The sequence below is a fragment of the Phaeobacter sp. CAU 1743 genome, from assembly GCF_039839315.1.
Classification (GTDB): Bacteria; Pseudomonadota; Alphaproteobacteria; order Rhodobacterales; family Rhodobacteraceae; genus Phycobacter; species Phycobacter gallaeciensis_A.
In genome coordinates, this window is sequence record NZ_JBDOQR010000073.1 from 1 (window position 1) to 20,076 (window position 20,076).

The window sequence follows — 20,076 nt, forward strand, 5'->3', positions numbered from 1 at the left end:
GCGCAAGGCGGACCCAGACCTCATCTGTCAACACAAACCGCTCTTCGTTCATTCAAACCTCCATTTTGGAAGCTTGAATCAGATTTCAGCCAGCTTGGGAATCCTGAATGTCCACAGACCCTAGGCTTTTCCAAAGGAATTGTTCATGCTGAAGAGGGAAAAGCCGGGGGGTTAAGGGTTTGTTTACCGCGTCATATTCTGTCCATCATTTCGTCCAGTCCACGCAAGATTGAGCCGCATTCCAGCCGCAGGCCTCCAACAGGATGCAGGTGTGGAAAGTGGAGTGGATGACAATGAGACTAAGAGCTGCGATAGCGGCGGTCTGCCTGTCTTTCGGGCTGTCCGGCGGCGCCGAAGCCGATGAGCTTCGTCCAAGCGTCAATTCGATGCCGGGCTGGGAGGCCGTAGGCCGTCTCAATATTGCCGGGCGAAATATGTGCACCGGATCCCTAATTGCGAATAACCTTGTGCTGACGGCGGCCCATTGCCTGTTCGATCCGTCAACAGGGCGCAGGGTAGACCCCAGGACAATCAAGTTTGAAGCTGGCCTGAACGGACAACGGGTGAAGGCGTCGCGAACTGTAACCAAGGCGGTTCTGCATCCGGGTTACCGGACCGGCAACGGCGGCGTGGCGCAGATCGGCAGCGATCTGGCGGTGCTGCGGCTCAATAGCCCGATCAGTGCCCGCGAAATCCGGCCTCTGGACCTGTCGTGGCATGCCGACCGGGGGGATGTGGTCGGGGTTCTGTCCTATTCGCATACCCGGGCGACCAGACCCAATCTTGAGCGTGGATGCCAGGTGCTGGCAAAACAGCACCAGACGTTGGTGATGTCCTGCCGGGTTGATTACGGCGCTTCAGGCTCTCCGGTGTTCGAGGTTACCGCAGGTCACGCGCCACGACTGGTGTCGGTGATTTCATCAAAGGCGGCCATCGGAACCAGGCGAGTGTCCCTCGGGTCGGTTCTGGACGGCACGCTGCGGACATTGATGCAACGGGCCGGTTGATCCGGAATCCGTGCCTGCGCGCGAAAAGAAATTTCGCGTATGCCCGCCTGCAGAATGAGGTCGGGACTTGCGCAGAGGGAAGACCGGCTAGGGCAGGTCACCTATGGGACAGATGGTCCCGAAATATTTGATCCATACAGATATGCGCGGCAAAGGCGCCGCAGTCTTAGGGCTCGCGAAACGCTTCACGTGATTTGTAGAGCGGTTTGAGAAGGTAATTCAGCACCGTCTTGGAGCCGGTCTGAAGTTCTGCCGTTGCGCGCATGCCGGGGCGGATCTCGATGGATTGCTGGCGCTGGGTGAAGCCGGATCTGTCGACCCGTACAGTCACCCGGTAAAACGGTTCTGCCCGCGGGTTGCGATCATCCTCGAAGGTATCCGCCGAAACAAAATCCACTTTCCCCTTCAGCGCGCCATAGATCGTATAGTCATAGGCCGACAGTTTGATCGTGGCGTCCTGGCCGGGTTGCACGCTGGCGATGTCTTTGGGATTCACACGGGCTTCGACGAACAGCTCTTCACCCAGTGGGATGATCTCGAAAATCTCTTCACCGGGGCGCACCACGCCGCCGATGGTGGTCACAGCCAGGCTGTTGACGATGCCCGACATCGGCGCGGTGATAATGGTTCGGTTCAGCTGGTCTTGCGCCAGACGCAGCTCCTGGCGCAGCGAGGCCAGCTTACGCAGGGCTTCGGAGTATTCCTCGGCCAGGTCCAGCTCGTTCTGGGTGCCGATTTCATTGTATTTGGCCGCGGCATCGGTGGCCGATTTCTGCGCCTTGTTGACCTCGGTCAGGGCCACGATGTTGGTCTTGTAGAGACGTTTCAGGTTCTCCAGCTCCTCGTTCAGCTGGGTCATGATGGCATGCGCGCTTTCCCGGCGGCTGTTGAAATCCGTCTGGCGCGCCTTCAGCAGCGCGCGTTCAGAGGCCAGAATTTCAGGAGAGCGCTGGGTCAGATGGGCCGGGACACTGAACTCAAAAGCGCCGCTCATCTCGGCCTCAAGCCGGTATTGCTTGATCTCCAGCGCGTCGATCTGCTCCTGCAGTTCGTCAGCGGCAGCACGGAATTTTGTGTCCTGCAGCTTGCCCAGCACCTGACCGGCCTGCACCACGTCGCCCTGGCGGACGAACAATTCGCCCAGAATGCCGCCTTCGAGGTTCTGTACGATCTGCGCCCGGGACGAGGATACGACCTGGCCTTCACTGCGTACGATTTCATCGACCGAGGCAAAGGCCGCCCAGGTGAGGAAGATCACCAGCGCCGCCCCAACCAGATGAATGATCCGGCTTGAACTGCGCGAGCTTTCCATCAGGTCAAAGTGGCTGGTGGCTGTCATTTCTTATCTCCCGCCGCAAGATGGGCAAGTACCTGATCGCGGGGGCCGTCCACGACCATGCGCCCGGCTTGCAGGATCAGGGTCCGGTTGGTCAGCGACAGGATCGGCATCCGGTGGGTCGCGATGACTGCCGTGCGGCCCTCCAGCCAGCTTTCCAGGCGGCTGACCATGGTGCGCTCCAGCGTCTGGTCCAGCGCCGCCGTCGGTTCATCCAGCAGGACAACCGCAGGGTTTTGCAGCCACAGGCGTGCCCAACCGATGGACTGGCGCTGGCCGATCGACAGACCGCCGCCACCATCGCCGATTTCCAGATCCAGCCCCTTGTGGTGGCTGCGCACAAAGGCGCCGAGTCCGGCGAAATCCAGGGCCTCCATCAGGCGGCTGTCGTCGCGTTCCAGCTGGCCAAGGTTCAGGTTATCGCGCAGGGTGCCCGCCATCAGGCGCACATCCTGGCTGAGATAGCCGATGTTGCGGCGCAGATCGCGCGGGTCGATCTGGCTGATGTCGGTGCCATCGACCATCACGCGGCCTTTTTCAGGTGCGTAAAGACCGGACAGCAGCTTTAGCAGGGTGGATTTGCCGGAGCCGTTTACGCCAAGGATGGCAACTCGCTGGCCGGGCAGGATCGCTACAGCAGGCACGTCCAGCGTTGGGGCGGCATCGGGATCGTAGCGGAATACCACTTCGCGCAGGTCGAACCGGCCCGTGAGGGTATCGCGGCGCAGATAGCTGCGCTGGCTGTCGTTTTCCTGGGGGGCGGTGGCGATAGCCTCCAGCCCTTCGAGGGCGGCCTTGACGTTGCTCCAGCGCGCCAGCGTGCCGGCAAACTGCGTCAGCGGTGCCAGCGTGCGGCTGGTCAGGATGCCGGTGGCGATGATGGTGCCAACGGTGAATTCCCCGGCAAACACCATCAGCGTGCCCAGCACCACGGCGACGATATAGGTGGCCTGTTGCACACCTTGAGACCAGTAGGTGAGGGCGCTGGACAGGCGGCGCTGCTCGGTCGAGGAATGGGAGGACAGCACGTTCAGTTCATCCCAGAGCCGCAGAACCCGGTCCTCGCCGCGCTGGGTTTTCAGAGTGTCGAGTTCGGTCACCACCTCGTGCAGCAGGCGCCCGGCCTTGGCATTGGCGCCTTGGGTCTGACGGGTGAGGGCGATCATGCGTTTCTGCATGAAATAGGCCGGCAGCAGCATCAGCAGCCCGCCCAGCACGATCACCCAGACAATCGGCCCAGCGATCGAGGAAACCAGCAGCAGGAACACCGCGATGAAGGGAATGTCGGCCAGCGTCGAGATGGTCGAGGAGGTGAAGAATTCACGGACCGAGCCGAAATCGCGCATCGCGGCAAACAGGCCTGACGGCGGCAGGGGCTTCTTGTCCGAGCGCATGCCGATGATCCGGCGCATCAGACTGTGCTGCACCGAGAGTTCGATCTGGCGGCCTGCGGTATCCGTCAGCCGAGCACGGGCCACTTTCAGAAGCGCCTCCAGCATGATGGCCAGAAAGGCGCCGATGGCGAGAACCGACAGCGTTGCATGGGATTGGTGCGGCACGACGCGGTCATAGACCTGCAGCGAAAACAACGCGACCGAGACGGCAAGCACGTTGGCCACCAGCGAGCCAAGCATGATTTCGCCCACCTGGCGGCGATATTTGGGGAATTCGCCCCAGAACCAATGGCTGTTTTCCAGCTGCGGGGTATGGCGTGCGGCCATTTGCGACACGGAGGCACGGGCAGTCAGAACCTGGCCCGTGAAATATGGGCTGAAGTCGCCAAGAGGCACTTCGGTGCGATTGTCGGGGCAGCTGGTGTCATAGATGGTCAGAAACTGACCGGTCTGCTCCAGGACCAAAACGCATTGCCCGCCTTGCATCATCGCCAGAGCGGGCCAGAGGCCGGGGGTGATTTTCTTCGTCTTTTGCAGCCGGGCCTTGAGCCCTGCAGAGCCGAGCGCCTTGGCGAGAACATTGGGCGAGGTATCGCCCTTGCCGTCGCGCCAGAGGAAGCTGGCAATATCGCTGGTCTGAGTTTCGGCGCCTTTGAGGGCGGCAAGCGTGGAAATCAGCTCGGCCCGGTGCCGGATCCGCTCATCAGCACCGGCGGCCGGTGCTTTGGTTGCCTGTTCGGCGGCACCATCGGCATTTTCCGGGGCGATCTCCGGCTGTAGCGACGCATCTTCAGCAGTCTCGCCCAACGGCGCGGGGTCAGGGGCGCCGGTTGCGGCGATCTGCATGTCTTCGGGGTGCAGCGGCAGCGGGTCGGCTGCCGGTTCCAGCGCAGGGCTGACAGTCATTGGCTCCGGCGCAGAGGCGGTGAAGGGGGGAGGGGACAGAGACGCAGACAGCTCCGGAACAGGGGAGATCGGCACCGGCTGTGCCGCAGGCTCTGCGTTCGCGACCTTCTTGGGTCTTCTGAATTTTCCGGGGAACCTGATCATATTTTAGTCCCATCTGCCAACAGACCCATATCCCGCGACAGTTCCAACTGGATCAGGATGACTTCGTATTTGGCTTCGATATGTGCCTGTTCGCGGCGTATCAGCTCTTCGTAGATGGAGACGACCTCCATCACCGGGCGCTGACCGGCTTCGTATTGAGATTTGAACAGCTTATAGGTTTCGCGGCTGGCACGGGCGAGGGCAGCGGTTTCGCTTTCTTGCCGGATATATGAGGCAAGACGCTGCATCTGCCGGGAATAGGTGCGGCGGGCGTCTTCCTGGGCCTCGCCAATGGTGCGGCGGGCGGCTTCCTTGCTGGCTTCGAGCGCCTTAAGTGCGGCAGGCGTGCCAAGGCCAAGAGGTGTCGCCAGATCAAGGGTCAGACCGGCGCCGGACCCATCGGTGGTGGCGTTCCCGGCAGCAGCGATCTGCGGCAACAGGCCCGCGCGGCCAGCCTTGGCCTCGGCAATCGCGCGATCGGCTTCGGCTTGGGCTTTCAGCACGTCCAGAAAGGCGGTCTGTTGCGGCGGGGTGCCAAGATCCATACGGGCAGGCTTTTCCGGGAACCTTTGACCGGTCATGGCCTGAAGCTCGGCCCGCGCGGTGGCGGCGGCGTCCTGCGCGGTGGCCCGCGCCGTGCGCAGCCCGCTGATCTTGCTGTCCACCACGTTGAGATCGGACTGATCGTTCAGCCCGCCATCGACACGGCCTTTCACGATGCGGCGGAACTCGCTCATCTGGCGGATGGCGCGGTCCAGATAAGCGGCCTTTTCGTCGCCGCGCAGACCTGCAGAGTATAGACCAACTGCAGTCTGGACCCGCGTGTTGATGTCGATTGACAGATTGACGGCCGCGACCTCGACGTCGGCGGCGGCAAAGGCGCGTTCTGCCTTGCGGCGGCCATTGTCGAATAGGATCTGTTCGATCAGGATCCCGGCCACCAGATCACCAAGGTCCGTCAGGCTGACAGAGGGACCGATGGTGGGCAGCCAGTTCTTGGATTTTGCCTCGGCGCGCAGTTTGGCGCTGATCAACTCGGCTTCGGAGGCGCGGGAGGACGCTTCGATCGCCGCATCCCCAACCCGGCGATAGACGCTGTTGGGTTCCAGCAGTGACTTGCGCTGCATCAGGGCCGAAATCACCTCGGAGCTGTTCTCGCCCTCGGTCTGCGCAAAATTGCTGGAGGTTCCGGCAACGGCATCGTCTCCGCCGCCCAGCAGGAACGGCGATTGCTCTGCGCAGGCCGAAAGGCTGCACAACAGCGCAATCACTCCAGCGGATCGTCCCAAGTGCATCCTGCCCTTTGCCCTTCTTCTGCGTCGCCGGTTTTCGGCTTGTCGTTGGTTCCGGCGGCAGGGAAAACCCGTCGCCGGAACATGTCGTCAGATGAGAACGTTGACGTCCTGGTCCACCAGCAGTTTGGTGCCATCGTCACCGACGGTGTAGACGTTGTAGATCTGTCCATCGACGGCCTCGACGCCTGCGGCCGATGCATTGGCAACGGTCAGCGTGTCATCCGCCCCGCCATGCACGGTCAGAGTGTCGGAATTGCCCGACAGCGCCTTGATGTCGGCCTCGGTCAGGCTGAGCGAGACGTCGGAAGCATAGTCGAGGTTCAGAGCATCGATATTGAACTGCGGTAGCCCCGCATGATCCAGCGCGCCGCTGTTGGTCGCATTGTCCTCCAGAACGACCAGCGTGCTGGACGCGTTCTGAGCGCTATCTTCGCTAGTAATCACCAGATGGGTGCCGTCCGACACTGGGGTCGAGAAGGTGAACTCGGTTCCGAACACCGGGTCCTGATCGACGCTTGCGGTCGGGGCTGTGACCGAACCATCGCTATTAAGGGCATTCACCGTGTAGCTGTCGGTTGCGCCTTCGGTACTGATCCGGCGCACATCGCTGCTGGAGAAGGTCACGGCATCCACATCCGGCGTAGTGTAGCTGGTGTCGACCGTGAAGCTTTCGGTCAGGGACTGGACGTTTCCGGCCCCATCCGTCGCGGTGATCGTTGCGGTTGCGGTATAGTCGCCCTCGGGCAGGTCTGCAGCGGCAATATCGGCGCTCCAGTTGCCGGTAGCATCCACCGTCGCCGCATGGGTGACGCCAGCGATCGTGACTTGAACGGTGGATCCCTGTTCCACGGTGCCTTGCAGAGTGACGCTCGCCGCGCGTTCGGCGAGGTTGATGATATCGTCGGCGGTCTGGTCCGGGGCAACCGTCAAGGGGTCGACCAGCGTGTCCAGCGCCACTGTATCCGTTGCGCTGGCGGTATTTCCGGCGCTGTCGACAATGGAGGCAGTGATCGGCAGTTCTGCGTTGCCCTGTGGAATCTGACCCGCCAGGAAAGTGGTGCTCCAGTTACCGTTCACATCCGCAACAACCTGGTTGCTGGCGGTGCCAAGCCCGACGGTAACCAGCAGGCCAGGGGTGGCGGTGCCGCTGATCTCGATACCGTCCGCACGCTCGGTGGCGTTGATGATATCGTCAAGCTCCACAGGATCTGGCGACAGGGTGACCGTACCGGCGACCGTATCCACCCGCAGGACTGAAGACGCCGATGCTGTGTTTCCGGCTGCATCTGTGGCTGCTACGGTCACGGCACTGTCGTATTCGCCGGGGGCGATGGCGCCCGCCTCAAAGGTTGCGCTCCAGTTTCCGGAGGCATCTACCACCGCGGCGCGGGTAATACCGGCAAGGGTGACGGAGACCTCGGAGCCGGGTTCCGCGACACCGGTCAGGGTGACACCGGCTTCGGCCTCGGTGGCGTTAACGATATTGTCACCGCCTGCCTGTCCCGGATCGATTGTCACTGCGGTTTCGGTATCGATGCGCAGGGTGCCGGTGGCGCTGGCCGTATTACCGTAAATATCTGTTGCAGTAGCGGAAATCGGGGCATCATATTCGCCGCCTGCGATTTCGGAGGGGGCATAATCCACGCTCCATTGGCCATCGGCATCGGCAACGACGGTTTTGGTCTGCCCCTGGAAGGTCACTGCGACCGAGGCCCCGGCTTCGGCGGAGCCGGAGAGGGTCACGCCGTCAGCGATTTCCTCGGCGTTGAGGATGCCGTCGCTTTTTGCACGGGCGGTGTTCAGGGTGACACTGGTTTCGGTGTCGATATGCAGGGTGCTGCTAGCGGAGGCGGTATTGCCCGCGGCATCTGTGGCAACAGCTGTCACCGGGGCGTCATATTCACCGCCAGTGATCTCGGACGCGGCGAAATCTGCGCTCCAAGCGCCGGTGCCATCTGCAGTCACCGTGCGGGTCGCGCCTTGGAAGGTCACTGCAACCGAGGCGCCTGCCTCGGCGGTGCCGGTCAGGGTGACACCGGCTGCTGCTTCGGGTGCGTTGATGACGTCATCACCACCGACCTGATTTGAATCGATGGTCACAGAGGTGGCGGTGTCAACGCGCAGACTGCCGGTTGTCGTGGCGCTGTTTCCAGCTGTATCTGTCGCCGTCACGGAAATCGCAGCGTCGTATTCACCGGTCGACAGCTCATTGCCCGCGAAATCCGCCTGCCAGTTGCCGTTTGCATCAGCAGTAACCGTGCGGGTCACGCCTTCCAGCGTTACTTCGATAGTGGCGTCGGCATCGGCAGTACCTGTGAGGGCAAAGCCATTGGCGACTTCTGCCGCGCTCAGCATGTTGTCGCCGGTTTGCTGTGCATCTAGCGTGGCGGAGATTTCTGTATCGACGCCGATGGTTTCGGTAACCGTCGAGACGTTGCCCGTGGTGTCCGTTGCAACGGCCGAGACGGTAGCATCATAGGTGCCGGTTCCGATCTCTGCGGTGGAGAAAGCCGATGACCAGCTGCCGTCAGCACCGGCAGTGACTGTGTGGCTGATACCTTCGAAGGTAACAACAACGGTGGCCCCCGGATCGGCCATGCCGGTCAGAGTTACGCCTGCGGCTTGTTCGGCGGCGTTGATGGTGTGATCATCGCCCACCTGAGTGTTGATCGTGACGCGGTTTTCCGTATCGATATGCACCGTGTGGGTTTCGGTGGCGCTGTTGCCTGCGGCATCACTCGATGTCACCGAGATGGTGCTGTCATAGATGCCGTCAGCGATTTGCCCAGACCCGTATTGTACCGACCAGGTGCCGTTATTCGAAACCGTTGTGGTCCGCGTAACGCCCTGGAACTCAACCGAAATCGAGGCGCCAGCCTCTCCCGTTCCAGTTAGGCGCACGCCGTCGGAGGCTTCGATAAAGTTGATGTTGTCGTCGCCTTCGACGGTGTCGATGCCGATGGGCGGCGCAATGGTGTCGACCACCAGCACATCGTGATAAGTATTGCGGTTGCCGAACTCATCTGTGGTTCGGATCCGCACGGCGGTCTCGTATTCGCCAGTGGGAATATCGGCAGGATCAAAGGTGACAGACCAGGTGCCGTCTTCGTTGACCGTGGTGCGCTGGGTGACGTTGTTGATCCGCACGTTCAGACGGGCGCCGGGCTCGCCGTTGCCGGTGATGACCGGGCCATCGGCTTGCTCGATCGCATTGACGATATCACCGGTGGACTGGGTGCCGCTAGTGACCTCGGCCTCGGGCGGGGTGGTGTCGATGATCACCGTCGGCCCGTCTAGGTTGAAATCATTCCCGTCCGGGTCGGTGACTTCGACCGTAGTGTCATAGTTGCCATCCGGCGGCAGATCGGTGACGGCGATGGTCGCCGTCCAGGTGCCGTCATCGCGGATGGTCACTGTTTCCGTATGATCGCCGATCAGCACCCGCACCTCAGAGCCTGGGGTGCCTGTGCCGGTGATGACGACCGGATCGTTGGTCGAGCCTGCGATGGGGTAGACCGCATCAGGATCGTCCACGGTGGGCACGCGGCCCCGGCCCGGCGGAGTGGTTCCGGTTTCGCTGTCGTCGGTGACCAGCACGGCGGTGCCGACGACCCCGGCCGCAGCAACCCCGGCGGCGCCGAAACCGCCCAGCAGCGGCGCTGCCAGCGGGGCGATCACCGGTTCGATGCGGTCGACATCCAGGAACACCAGCTCGTCATAGGCGCTCCATTTCCCGGAGAGGTCCAGTGTTTCGTAGCTGGCAAACAGCATGCCATCGGCCTTGTCCTCCAGCACAACCTCGATGAACTGGCCATCGGCGCTGAGGAACAGGTTCTTGCCACCGGTCGCGCCGTAACTGAAGAAGTTGTCCAGCACGAGGGTCTGGCCATCGGCCAGCACGATATGCAGATCGGCGCCATGCCGTGCGTAACTTTCGACCGCGGATCGGCCAAGGTTCAGGGAAATGTCTTTTGTTTGAGAAACGTTCAGGTGGGCCGGCGTACCTTCAGCAAACACACCCTGTACGGTCGTTCCCGTCATATCGCGGGAAATATATCCAACACTACTCATTTTTTTGCTCGCTTATAGACCGGATAACGCCGCCAAAACGGGTCACCTGGTTCATTGCCTGTATCGTCTTGCCCAACGGCCGTCTTTGCGGCCTTATTGTGGGCATAATGCGTCAATTTTGGGTCTTATGTCTACATTTTAAGTAACATGAAACTCTTTCAGGCTGTGGGAATAGTGGCTTTGCCGCCGCATTTGGCTCAATTCTATTAAACTTTGTAGCGTTTTTGCGCCAGTTCTTACCAAATGGTTAACGGCTTTGTGAGGCGTTTGCAGGATGTTGGCAGTCCCAAGGCGGTCTCATGTCTCTGGGCGCGAGGATGCAGGGGCGGGGACGGGGGCGCAGTTTGATACCGAAAACGGGTGAGCGGGGAACGCCTTGTTTCCAATGTTAAATTTTCGATGTTATCACGGAGGCATTGCTGCAACGATCAGACCCCACTGGTCTGACATCATCAACGCGCGAGGTCCGAAATCGATGACGCAACTCTTGGCTGACTACCGTCAACTTGCCGCTGCCCTAAAGGTGGAGGCCATCGCACTGGTGCCCGGGCCGAATTTCACGCGGGCCCTCGGTCACAGTTTCATGAGCCATGAACGACCTTTCGTTCTGGTGATACCCGCCGAAGGCAAACCGGCCGCGATCGTTCCGAACCTTGAACTTGGCTCCTGGGAGCAGGTCGGCTTTGATGGGGCGGTTTTTGATTGGCGCGATCAGGATGGCTATGCCGGTGCCTTTGCGGCGCTGGCGGCGCATCTGCCGATGACCCGGCTGGCCGTCGAAGGACAGGTGATGCGGGTCTTTGTGCATCACGCGCTGAAACAGGCGATGCCCGATGTCGAAATCATCGATGCCGAACATCAGATCTCGGGACTACGGATGATCAAGACGGCGGCTGATATCGCTGCGCTTGAGGCGGCTATCAGCCTGTCAGAGCGTGCGCTGCATCGAGTTCTCGAAGGCGTGCGTGTCGGCCAGACCGAGAAAGAGATCGAAAGTGCGCTGATTCAGGCTCTGTTTGCCGAAGGCGCCGACGACCTGGCCTTTACTCCTATCGTTGCGGCCGGGGACAATTCCGCGCGCCCCCACGCGCACGCGCGCGCCGATTACAAGGTACAGTCCGGTGATGCACTGCTGTTCGATTTCGGCGGCCGCAAGGACGGCTTCTGCGCCGATATTACCCGCACCGTTTTTGTTGGCGAGGTCAGTGAAGAAGGTCGCGCGGTGTATGACACGGTGCTGCGCGCCAATCTGGCTGGGCTGGAGGTGACGCGGGCCGGGGTCACGGCGCATGAAATTGATGATGTGGTGACCGGCGTTCTGGAAGCCTCGCCCTATGCCGACCGGATCCGCACCAAGACCGGGCATGGGCTTGGCCGTGATGTGCACGAGGCGCCCTATATCATGCGAGGCAATCATCAGGAGCTGCCCGCCGGCACGGTCTACACCAATGAGCCGGGTCTTTACGGGCCGGGCCTGTTTGGCGTGCGGATCGAGGATGACGTGCTGATAACCGAGGACGGCTGCCGCACGCTGACCACGTTCCCCAAGGAGCTGATGATCGTCGGCTGATCTGGCGCCACGCGGAAATGGGGGGCGAACCCGTGCTTCAGGTGGCGGATTGCAACTGGGCCTGAAGCGAGGCCTTGGCATCCTGAATATGAGCAAAGGTTAGCCGCGCGGCGGTCTCCGCCTCTCCTGTCGCGCAGGCCTGCAGGATGGCCCGGTGTTCTTCGGTACTGCGGTCGACGCCGCCGCTCATCACCAGTTGCGCGCGCAGGTAGCGGTCCACCCGGTCCATGGCGTTTTCGATGACCTGAATGTGGTAGGGCATGCCGCTGACGCTATAAAGCGCGCCGTGGAATTTGCGGTTCAGTTGCCCCCAAATCATAGGATCGTCCGAGGCGGCAAATTTCTCCAGACAGGCCTCGGCGCTTTGCAGGGTGTCCGGTGTCATATTCGGAACCGCTTGGCGGATCACATCGGCTTCCAACTTGGCCCGCAGATCGAAAACCTCGCCCGCCTCCTGCATCGACAAGGTGGCGACCGCCGCGCCCTTGTAGCGCTGGGATTTGACCAGCCCTTGCTGTTCCAGCCGGGTCAGGGCCTCGCGCACCGGAAAGCGGGAGGTGTGAAACGCCTTGGCGATCTCTTCCTGGCGCAGCGGGTCGCCATCGGCAAGATCGCCCTGGATGATGGCCTTGCGCAGCGCGTCAAAGATGACCGTCGCGGCGCTGGCTGTCTGTGAAATATCCGTGGCCTGAAACTTCACGCCTCTGCCTCATCTGTCTTGCGGTGAACCGGCCCCTCTATACAGGGCTTCTGCTCAGCTGTGAAAGCGGCAAAGCAAACGCCGCGAGCCCAAGGGACCCGCGGCGCTGATTGGTAACCGGGCTGGCCTGTCTCAGAATTCCACGACGGCGCGGATGGATTTGCCTTCGTGCATCAGGTCGAAGCCGTGGTTGATTTCGTCCAGCGACAGCTTGTGGGTGATCATCGGGTCGATCTCGATCTTGCCGTCCATGTACCAGTCGACGATTTTCGGCACATCGGTACGGCCCGAGGCGCCACCGAATGCGGTGCCGCGCCAGCTGCGGCCGGTGACCAGCTGGAAGGGGCGGGTGGAAATCTCGGCACCGGCAGGTGCCACGCCGATGATGATGCTTTCGCCCCAGCCCTTGTGCGCGGCTTCCAGCGCGGTACGCATGACCTGCACGTTCCCGGTGGCGTCAAAGGTGTAATCGGCGCCGCCGCCGGTCAGTTCGACCAGATGCGCCACCAGATCGCCCTCAACTTCGGCGGGGTTGACGAAATCGGTCATGCCAAAATGCGTCGCCATCTCCACCTTGCCGGGGTTCAGGTCCACGCCCACGATCTGGTCGGCGCCCGCGAGCCGCAGGCCCTGGATCACGTTGAGGCCGATGCCGCCCAGACCGAAGACGATGGCGGTGGAGCCGATTTCGACCTTGGCGGTGTTGATCACCGCGCCGATGCCGGTAGTGACGCCGCAGCCGATGTAGCAAATCTTGTCAAAGGGTGCGTCCTTGCGCACCTTGGCCAGCGCGATTTCCGGCACAACCGTGTGGTTGGCGAAGGTCGAGCAGCCCATGTAGTGATGGATCGGGGTGCCATCCAGCATCGAGAAGCGGGTGGTGCCATCGGGCAGCAGGCCGGCGCCCTGGGTCGTGCGGATCGACTGGCAGAGGTTGGTTTTCGGGTTGAGGCAGTATTCGCATTCGCGGCACTCAGGTGTGTAAAGCGGGATCACGTGATCGCCCACTTCCAGGCTGGTGACGCCTTCGCCGACTTCGATCACCACGCCTGCGCCTTCGTGGCCCAGGATGGCGGGGAAGATGCCTTCGGGGTCATCGCCCGAGCGGGTGAATTCGTCGGTGTGGCACAGACCGGTGGCCTTGATCTCTACCAGAACCTCACCCGCCTTGGGGCCTTCGAGGTTCACGTCCATGATTTCAAGCGGTTTGCCGGGAGCAACGGCAACGGCGGCACGGGTGCGGATCATGTTTGGGTTCCTTCGCTTCTGTCTGGCGGCCGACGGGCCGGGTGTTCTGTGGCATGAGGCATCATGCGCTGGCGGACCTTTTGGCCCTGCTTTCGCCAGCGTTACATTCGCCACCCTATGGGCGCAAGCACCCCTGTTGCACGGATTTTCACCAGCAAGAGGGCGTATTGTAGAAAACCGGCGCTTGCGTGCAGCTCTGCGTCATCCGGGCTTGTGTGGCCGTTTCGGAGGGGAAGATCTGCAATGCCTTTTACGCCTGCCTGTCTGGTGGTGCTTGTACGGGCGATGACCGACTATAGATGAAAGGGATGACTGCGATAGCGCCCTATGCGACACCGGGATGAAGGAGGCACCAGCATGAATATCGGAGATGTTGCAGCCCGCTCAGGGCTGCCTGCCAAAACCATTCGGTATTACGAGGACATTGGCCTCATCAAACCCATGCGCAGCGCCAACGGCTATCGCAGTTTTGCCGAAACCGACCTGCATAAGCTGGCCTTTCTGGGGCGGGCGCGGGCTCTGGGCTTTACCATCGAAGACTGCCGTATGCTGATGGCGCTCTATGAGGATGAAAGCCGCGCCAGCGCCGATGTGAAGCAACTGGCGCAGGAGCATCTCGGCAAGATCGAAGCCAAGATCGCCGATTTGCAGGCGATGCGCGATACACTGACTGAACTGGTGCATTGCTGCGCCGGGGACAACCGGCCAGATTGTCCAATTCTGAAAGATCTGTCCGGCGAATTCTGTGCAAAGGAAACCGGCGCGGAGTAGCCCCGGTTCCTGCGGGTTGTCGGTGCGATCCGCGTCAGCGCCAGATCGGATTGGACCAGGCCCGCTTGCCAGACCGGTCAATCACGGTAACCCGCAGCCATGGGCTGTCTTTCAGACGGTCGAGCGGAATACGCGCCTGTGTCAGCGCGGTGCCATGCTGCAGAGTTGCGGCAGAGCCATGTCCCTGCACGATGACCGAGGACACCGGGCTGCAGGCCACGTCGATATGCCCATCGTTCAGTGCTACGGCCTTCAGCTCGGGGCCTTGTGAGGAATAGAAATTTCCGTCCTTCAGGGCCTCCAGCAGCAAATCGGGTTCGTTGGCTTCTGCCTTGACCATGACCCAGCCGCCGAAATGGTCGGGGCCTGCGAAATGGGCATCATCGGTGGCGATAAGGTTCAGGTCGCGCCCGTTAGAGAGCAGGAGATCGGCCACATGGCCGCCTTCGCCGCGATCGGTGCCGACGGCGCAGGTGTGGTTGTAGATCTCCACCGCGTGGGCCGCTTCTATGCTGCGCGCATCCGACAGTGTCATGCCCGACCAGTGCGGATGGGCGATGGTCACGAAGGCCCCGGCCTCACGCGCACGCCGGGCGATCTGCGGCCCGGTTTCCTGGCCTTCGACGGGGTGAAAGTCAGGCGAGTGGGACGGCAAAAAATCCGCAGGCAGGCCGACGGCAAGGATGTGCCACAGCTCACCGTTTTCCATGGCGCCGGAATGCAGTTCGGCGCCGGGCAGGGTGGTGAAGACCTCGTCCCTGAAGTCGCGCGTGTCGGTGATGGGATAGTCAAACCGCCCGACGAAATGATCGGTCAGCGCAATGAAATCATAGCCTTCCGCCTTGTAGCGGCGGCAGACCTCTGCTGGGTCAAGAACCCCGTCCGACCTGTTGGAATGGCAATGCAGGTTGCCGCGGAAAAACTCTCCGGGGGCGGCAAAAGCGGGGTGCAGCATGGGGTGTCTCCTGTCCGTGTTCCCCGGCTGGTAGCGGCCTTTGGCAATGGTTTTGTGACACGAGAAGGAGAAGGAACGCGCGCGGCAACCCCCTGCCTAAGAAAAGGCAGCGCCGAGGGAGGAGCGGCTCGAGAGAAACGGGGTGCCGCGCGCAGGGGGGATGTAGGCCGAGGACGCCGGGCCCGCAAGGGGGGCGGCAGAGGTGACGCAACGGTCCGGCCTGATCAGATCGGACCGTTGCGTATTGTATAGGCGGTTTGAAGCGGGCCTGCGAGAAACAGACCCCAAGAACAATTCCGCGTGAACAGGCTGCGCCCGGCTCAGGCCGGGCGCAGTTCCAGAATTTCCCGCGCCTGCTGCCAGGTGGCAACGGGGCGTTCGTACTTCTCACACAGGTCAGCCGCGCGTTTGACCAGGGCCGCGTTCGACGGCGCCATGGTGTTGCGATCAATGCGGAGGTTGTCTTCGAGACCCGTGCGGGTGTGACCGCCTGCGGCAATCGCCCATTCGTTCAGCATGATCTGACCCGGACCAATGCCCGCGCCGCACCATTCGGCATCGGGGGCAAGACGTTTGACCGTCTGGACGTAGAAATCAAAGGTTTCCTTGTCCACCGGCATCGCGTTCTTCACGCCCATGACGAATTGCACATAGAGCTTGCCGGGAATCGCGCCTTCACGGCTCATCTTCACCGCCTGATGGATATGGCTGAGGTCGAAGGCTTCGATCTCGGGCTTTACCTCATAGGTGCGCATTTCCGAGGCGAGCCAGTCGACCAGCTCCGGCGGGTTCTCGTAGACGCGGGTGGGGAAGTTGTTGGACCCCACTGACAGCGACGCCATGTCGGGGCGCAGCGACAGCATGCCGCCGCGTTCCTTGCCTGCGCCGGAGCGGCCACCAGTGGACAGCTGCACGATCATGCCGGGGCAGTGTTTGTTCAGCCCTTCCAGCAGACGGCCGAATTTTTCCGGGTCCGAGGTCGGCGTCTGATCGTTGTTGCGCACGTGGCAATGGGCGATCGAGGCGCCTGCCTCAAAAGCTTCCTGAGTGCTTTCGATCTGCTCGGCGATGGTAATCGGCACCGCCGGGTTATGTTCTTTGCGCGGCACTGAGCCGGTGATGGCCACGCAGATAATGCAGGGTTTGCTCAACTCTGTCCCTCCTCAGATGTCGAAGAATACGGTTTCATCGTCACCTTGCAGGCAAATGTCAAAACGATAAACCGTTTGCCCATCACGTTCGCTGCGCTTGGCGATCAAGGTTTCGCGACGTTTCTCCCACTCGATCAGGTTGATCACCGGGTCCGTCGCGTTGGCTGCGGCCTCGTCGTCAAAGTAAAGGCGAGTGTTGAGGCCGATATTGATGCCGCGCGCCACGATCCAGAGGTTGATATGCGGCGCCATCATCTGACCGTTGCGGCCCATAACCGGGCCGGGCTTGACGGTCTCAAACGCCCATTCACCGGTTTCGAAGTTGGTGATCACGCGGCCCCAGCCGCGAAAACCCTCTTCGACCTCGCCGGGATGTTCGGGATGGGCATAGACACCGGCGGCATTGGCCTGCCAAGCCTCCAGCAGCACGTCCTTCACCGGCGATCCGATGCCGTCGATGACAAGACCTTCGATCCGGATCCGCTCGCCTGCGGCATTGGGGCCTGCGATGTCCTGACCCAGTTCCTGTTCGTAGATCTGGAAACCGGCAGCGCCCGGCGCAAGGCCGATATGGACGTAGGGGCCTGCGGTTTGCGACGGGGTTTCTTTCAGATAATCAAGCTTCTGTTGCATCAGTTCCCCTCCAGACGGTTTTCGAACAGGGTCGAACGACGACCGCGCAGCACGATGTCGAATTTGTATGCGATGGTGTCGAGCGGAATGGTCCCGTTGCGGTCCAGTCGCGCGATCAGCTGGTCGATGGCGTCCGGATCCGGGATCGTCGCCACGATGGGACAGGTTTTGATCAGCGGATCACCCTCGAAATAGAGCTGGGTGATCAGGCGCTGGGCAAAACCGCTGCCAAAGACCGAAACGTGAATATGCGCCGGGCGCCAGTCGTTGACCCAGTTGCGCCACGGGTAGGCACCGGGCTTCACGGTGCGGAAATAGTAATAGCCATCCTCATCCGTCATGGTGCGCCCGCACCCGCCAAAGTTCGGGTCGATCGGGGCCAGATAGGTGTCTTTCTTGTGGCGGTAGCGTCCACCGGCATTGGCCTGCCAGATTTCCACCAGAGTATTCGGAACCGGTCGGGCGTTTTCATCCAGCACCCGGCCATGCACGATGATCCGTTCGCCAATGGGGCTTTCGCCGGGCTTGGCGTAGTTCGAGATCAGATCATTGTCGGTGGGGGCCAGATCGCCGTGGCCAAAGCGCGGCCCGGTGATTTCGCTCGGCGTGTTTTCGAGGCTGATCAGCGAAAACTTGGGCGAGCGCGCCACCGAGGTTTTGTAGTCCTTGTCATAGGCTGGCGGGTGCCAGCGGCGGTCGCGCTGGTAGAATTCAGCCATGTTCTGTGTCGGTTTCGTCATTGTCCTATCCTCCTCAGGTCTTGGATGCCGGGGACGCGGCGGCTTCGGCATCCATTTCCGCATAGGTTTGTTTGGCCAGTTTCAGCGCATGGTTGGCGCGCGGCACCCCGGCGTAGATCGCCACGTGCTGAAACGTTTCGATCACATCGGTGCGGCTGGCGCCCGTGCGCGCGGTGGCGCGGATATGCATCGGGATTTCCTCGAAATTTCCCATCGCCGCCAGCAGGGCGAGCGTCAGCATCGACCGTTCGCGCTGGCCGATCCCGTCCGAGGCCCAGACGGTGCCCCAGGCGCCTTCGGTGATCAGCGTCTGAAAGGCCACGTCCATATCGGTCTTGGCAGCTTCGGCGCGATCCACATGCGCATCTCCCAGCACGCTGCGGCGCACGGTCATGCCCTGATCGTAACGGCTGTCGGTCATCCGGTCCTCCCTCTTTCATATGGTGTGTACTATCGCATATCTAAATTGGACTGTATAATGCTGTGAATTGCATGATTTCATATTGGAAATGGTATGCGTCTGTCTGCACAGCTGAAGTTGCGCCATCTTGAGGTCTTCGTCGAGGTCGCCCGGCAGGACAGCGTCACCCAGGCGGCCGAGGCATTGGGCATGACCCAACCTGCGGTGACCCGCACCCTGCGGGAACTGGAGGCCGTGGTCGGCAAGCCCTTGGTCGAGCGGCACGGGCGCGGTATCCGCCTGTCCGCCTATGGCGAGATGTTTCGCGACCACGCCGGGCGCAGTCTGGCGCTGGCACGGGACGGGGTAGCAATGCTGCAGGGGCTGGACGAGGCAGAAGGGCCACGGGTGGCTATTGGCGCTTTGCCGACAGTGTCAGCAACAGTGGTGCCGGATGCCCTAGCGGCGCTGCGCACCGAGGGTAGCCACAGTCGGTTTTCCGTGCGCACCGGCGACAATCAATACCTGCTGGACCAGCTGCGGCGGGGTAATCTGGACGTGGTGGTGGGACGTCTGCCCGCGCCCGATCACATGGTGGGCCTGGATTTCGACCCGCTGTTCCGCGAACGGGTGGTCGCTGTGGTCGCCCATGACCATCCGCTGGCGGCGCTGCCGCATGTGCCGAGTGAGGCGTTCGAAGACTACCCGGTGCTGATGCCCTCGGAAGGGTCAATCATCCGGCCGCTGGTGGACCGCATGTTTTTGGAGCAGGGGGTGACGGTACCAAGGTTCCCGATCGAAACCGTCTCTGCCACGTTTGGGCGCCGGTTCACGCTGAAGCATCGGGCGATCTGGATCATCAGCCATGGTGTGGTGCGTGCCGATCTGGAGGAGGGCGTGCTGGCATTACTACCGCTGAACACGGACAGCACGCTGGGTCCGGTGGGGCTGTGTATCCGCAGTGAACACCAGCTCTCTGCCGCCGCCGCGCGGTTCTGTGCAGCCCTGCGGGAGATTTGCGAGGCTTAGGCGCGCAGGCTGGCCAGCGCCATTTCTGCCAGATCGTCTGCGATGGTGTTGCGGAACTCCTGCCCGGCGCCGCGATCCGGCTGATACCAGAAGACCGGGGAATTGAGCATCAGCATCAGCCCGGCAACCGTGACCGTCAGGTTGCGCTCGGGGAATATATCTGCCTCGATACCCCGGGCGATCTGGTCGCGGAAGAGTTCGGCATACTGCCGGTGCTCTGCTCGCACCTGCGCCTGCATGCCCAGCTCAAACGCGTTGGAGGTTTTGGCGCGCGCGCCGGTATAGGTTTGGAGAATCACCTTGTGGTAGGGCAGGGAGCGCAGCACCTCCATCACATGGGCGCGGGCCATCCGTTCCAGACAAAGCTGCGGAGGCAGGGCATCATCGGCCACTGCGCTGACCGCCTGATAGGTGAACCGTGCGGCGCGCAGTTGTACCGCAGCCAAAAGCGCACCTTTGGAGGGAAAGTGATGATAAATCCGTCCCTTGGTCGATCCAAGGCTGGCCGCGATGTCGTCGATGGATGCGGAATCGGCGCCCATCGTCATGAAACAATGGGCCGCTGCATCAAGAATTTCGCTTTTGGATGCGCTGATCTGTTCTAGGGTCTGTGGACATTCAGGATTCCCAAGCTGGCTGAAATCTGATTCAAGCTTCCAAAATGGAGGTTTGAATGAACGAAGAGCGGTTTGTGTTGACAGATGAGGTCTGGGTCCGCCTTGCGCC

Annotated in this window: 16 protein-coding genes; 4 read left to right on the forward strand and 12 right to left on the reverse strand. The window is 61.6% G+C overall.

Going from position 1 to position 20,076, the window contains the following annotated elements; translation table 11 throughout:
• The first annotated feature begins 293 nt into the window (after window positions 1–293).
• Complete coding sequence (locus tag AAFO90_RS20640) at window positions 294–1,007, forward strand: trypsin-like serine protease (RefSeq protein ID WP_347510589.1); 714 nt, start codon at window positions 294–296, stop codon at window positions 1,005–1,007.
• Between the two features lie 166 nt (window positions 1,008–1,173).
• Here the strand turns inward: AAFO90_RS20640 and AAFO90_RS20645 are convergent, their stop codons facing one another.
• From AAFO90_RS20645 to AAFO90_RS20660, 4 genes are all read right to left on the reverse strand, one after another.
• Window positions 1,174–2,346, reverse strand: coding sequence for an HlyD family type I secretion periplasmic adaptor subunit (locus AAFO90_RS20645; protein ID WP_347510590.1), 1,173 nt, complete (start codon window positions 2,344–2,346; stop codon window positions 1,174–1,176).
• Entirely contained in the window at window positions 2,343–4,643 is a 2,301-nt protein-coding gene (locus AAFO90_RS20650) for an ATP-binding cassette domain-containing protein (protein ID WP_347510591.1), read from the reverse strand. Before AAFO90_RS20650 ends, AAFO90_RS20645 begins: the two co-directional genes overlap by 4 nt.
• A 140-nt stretch (window positions 4,644–4,783) precedes the next feature.
• Entirely contained in the window at window positions 4,784–6,082 is a 1,299-nt protein-coding gene (locus AAFO90_RS20655; protein WP_274830193.1) for a TolC family protein, read from the reverse strand.
• Window positions 6,083–6,169: 87 nt separating this feature from the next.
• Complete coding sequence (locus AAFO90_RS20660; RefSeq protein WP_347510592.1) at window positions 6,170–10,153, reverse strand: Ig-like domain-containing protein; 3,984 nt, start codon at window positions 10,151–10,153, stop codon at window positions 6,170–6,172.
• 475 nt (window positions 10,154–10,628) lie between these two features.
• Here AAFO90_RS20660 and AAFO90_RS20665 point away from each other — a divergent pair, with 475 nt between their 5' ends.
• A complete protein-coding gene (locus tag AAFO90_RS20665; protein ID WP_347510593.1) occupies window positions 10,629–11,723 on the forward strand; it encodes a Xaa-Pro peptidase family protein in 1,095 nt (364 codons plus the stop codon).
• Window positions 11,724–11,760: 37 nt separating this feature from the next.
• Here the strand turns inward: AAFO90_RS20665 and AAFO90_RS20670 are convergent, their stop codons facing one another.
• The gene (locus AAFO90_RS20670) at window positions 11,761–12,423 is read right to left on the reverse strand and encodes a GntR family transcriptional regulator (RefSeq protein WP_347510594.1); all 663 of its coding nucleotides are present in this window, start codon (window positions 12,421–12,423) and stop codon (window positions 11,761–11,763) included.
• Window positions 12,424–12,555: 132 nt separating this feature from the next.
• Complete coding sequence (locus tag AAFO90_RS20675) at window positions 12,556–13,671, reverse strand: S-(hydroxymethyl)glutathione dehydrogenase/class III alcohol dehydrogenase (RefSeq protein WP_065272835.1); 1,116 nt, start codon at window positions 13,669–13,671, stop codon at window positions 12,556–12,558.
• Between the two features lie 357 nt (window positions 13,672–14,028).
• Between AAFO90_RS20675 and cueR the strand changes: the two genes are divergently transcribed.
• Window positions 14,029–14,442, forward strand: coding sequence for a Cu(I)-responsive transcriptional regulator (gene cueR, locus AAFO90_RS20680; RefSeq protein ID WP_065273756.1), 414 nt, complete (start codon window positions 14,029–14,031; stop codon window positions 14,440–14,442).
• A gap of 34 nt (window positions 14,443–14,476) precedes the next feature.
• Here cueR and AAFO90_RS20685 read toward each other — a convergent pair whose 3' ends face one another.
• The 5 genes from AAFO90_RS20685 to pcaC form a co-directional block, all read right to left on the reverse strand.
• Entirely contained in the window at window positions 14,477–15,397 is a 921-nt protein-coding gene (locus AAFO90_RS20685) for a CehA/McbA family metallohydrolase (protein ID WP_347510595.1), read from the reverse strand.
• A gap of 320 nt (window positions 15,398–15,717) precedes the next feature.
• On the reverse strand, window positions 15,718–16,548 hold the full coding sequence (locus AAFO90_RS20690) for a 3-keto-5-aminohexanoate cleavage protein (RefSeq protein ID WP_347510596.1): 831 nt from the start codon (window positions 16,546–16,548) through the stop codon (window positions 15,718–15,720).
• A 12-nt stretch (window positions 16,549–16,560) separates the two neighbouring features.
• The gene (pcaG, locus tag AAFO90_RS20695) at window positions 16,561–17,181 is read right to left on the reverse strand and encodes a protocatechuate 3,4-dioxygenase subunit alpha (protein ID WP_347510597.1); all 621 of its coding nucleotides are present in this window, start codon (window positions 17,179–17,181) and stop codon (window positions 16,561–16,563) included.
• Entirely contained in the window at window positions 17,181–17,921 is a 741-nt protein-coding gene (gene pcaH, locus AAFO90_RS20700; RefSeq protein WP_347510598.1) for a protocatechuate 3,4-dioxygenase subunit beta, read from the reverse strand. Before pcaH ends, pcaG begins: the two co-directional genes overlap by 1 nt.
• A 13-nt stretch (window positions 17,922–17,934) precedes the next feature.
• Window positions 17,935–18,342 carry a 4-carboxymuconolactone decarboxylase gene (gene pcaC / locus AAFO90_RS20705; protein WP_274835098.1) on the reverse strand — a complete coding sequence of 136 codons (408 nt, stop codon included), beginning with the start codon at window positions 18,340–18,342 and terminating at the stop codon, window positions 17,935–17,937.
• A 93-nt stretch (window positions 18,343–18,435) separates the two neighbouring features.
• Here pcaC and pcaQ point away from each other — a divergent pair, with 93 nt between their 5' ends.
• Complete coding sequence (pcaQ, locus tag AAFO90_RS20710; RefSeq protein WP_347510599.1) at window positions 18,436–19,350, forward strand: pca operon transcription factor PcaQ; 915 nt, start codon at window positions 18,436–18,438, stop codon at window positions 19,348–19,350.
• On the opposite strand, the gene AAFO90_RS20715 is transcribed toward pcaQ, so the two are convergent.
• Window positions 19,347–19,946 (reverse strand): TetR/AcrR family transcriptional regulator, encoded by a 600-nt coding sequence (locus tag AAFO90_RS20715; protein ID WP_347510600.1) that lies wholly within the window; start codon window positions 19,944–19,946, stop codon window positions 19,347–19,349. The genes pcaQ and AAFO90_RS20715 overlap by 4 nt on opposite strands.
• Window positions 19,947–20,076: the final 130 nt, after the last annotated feature.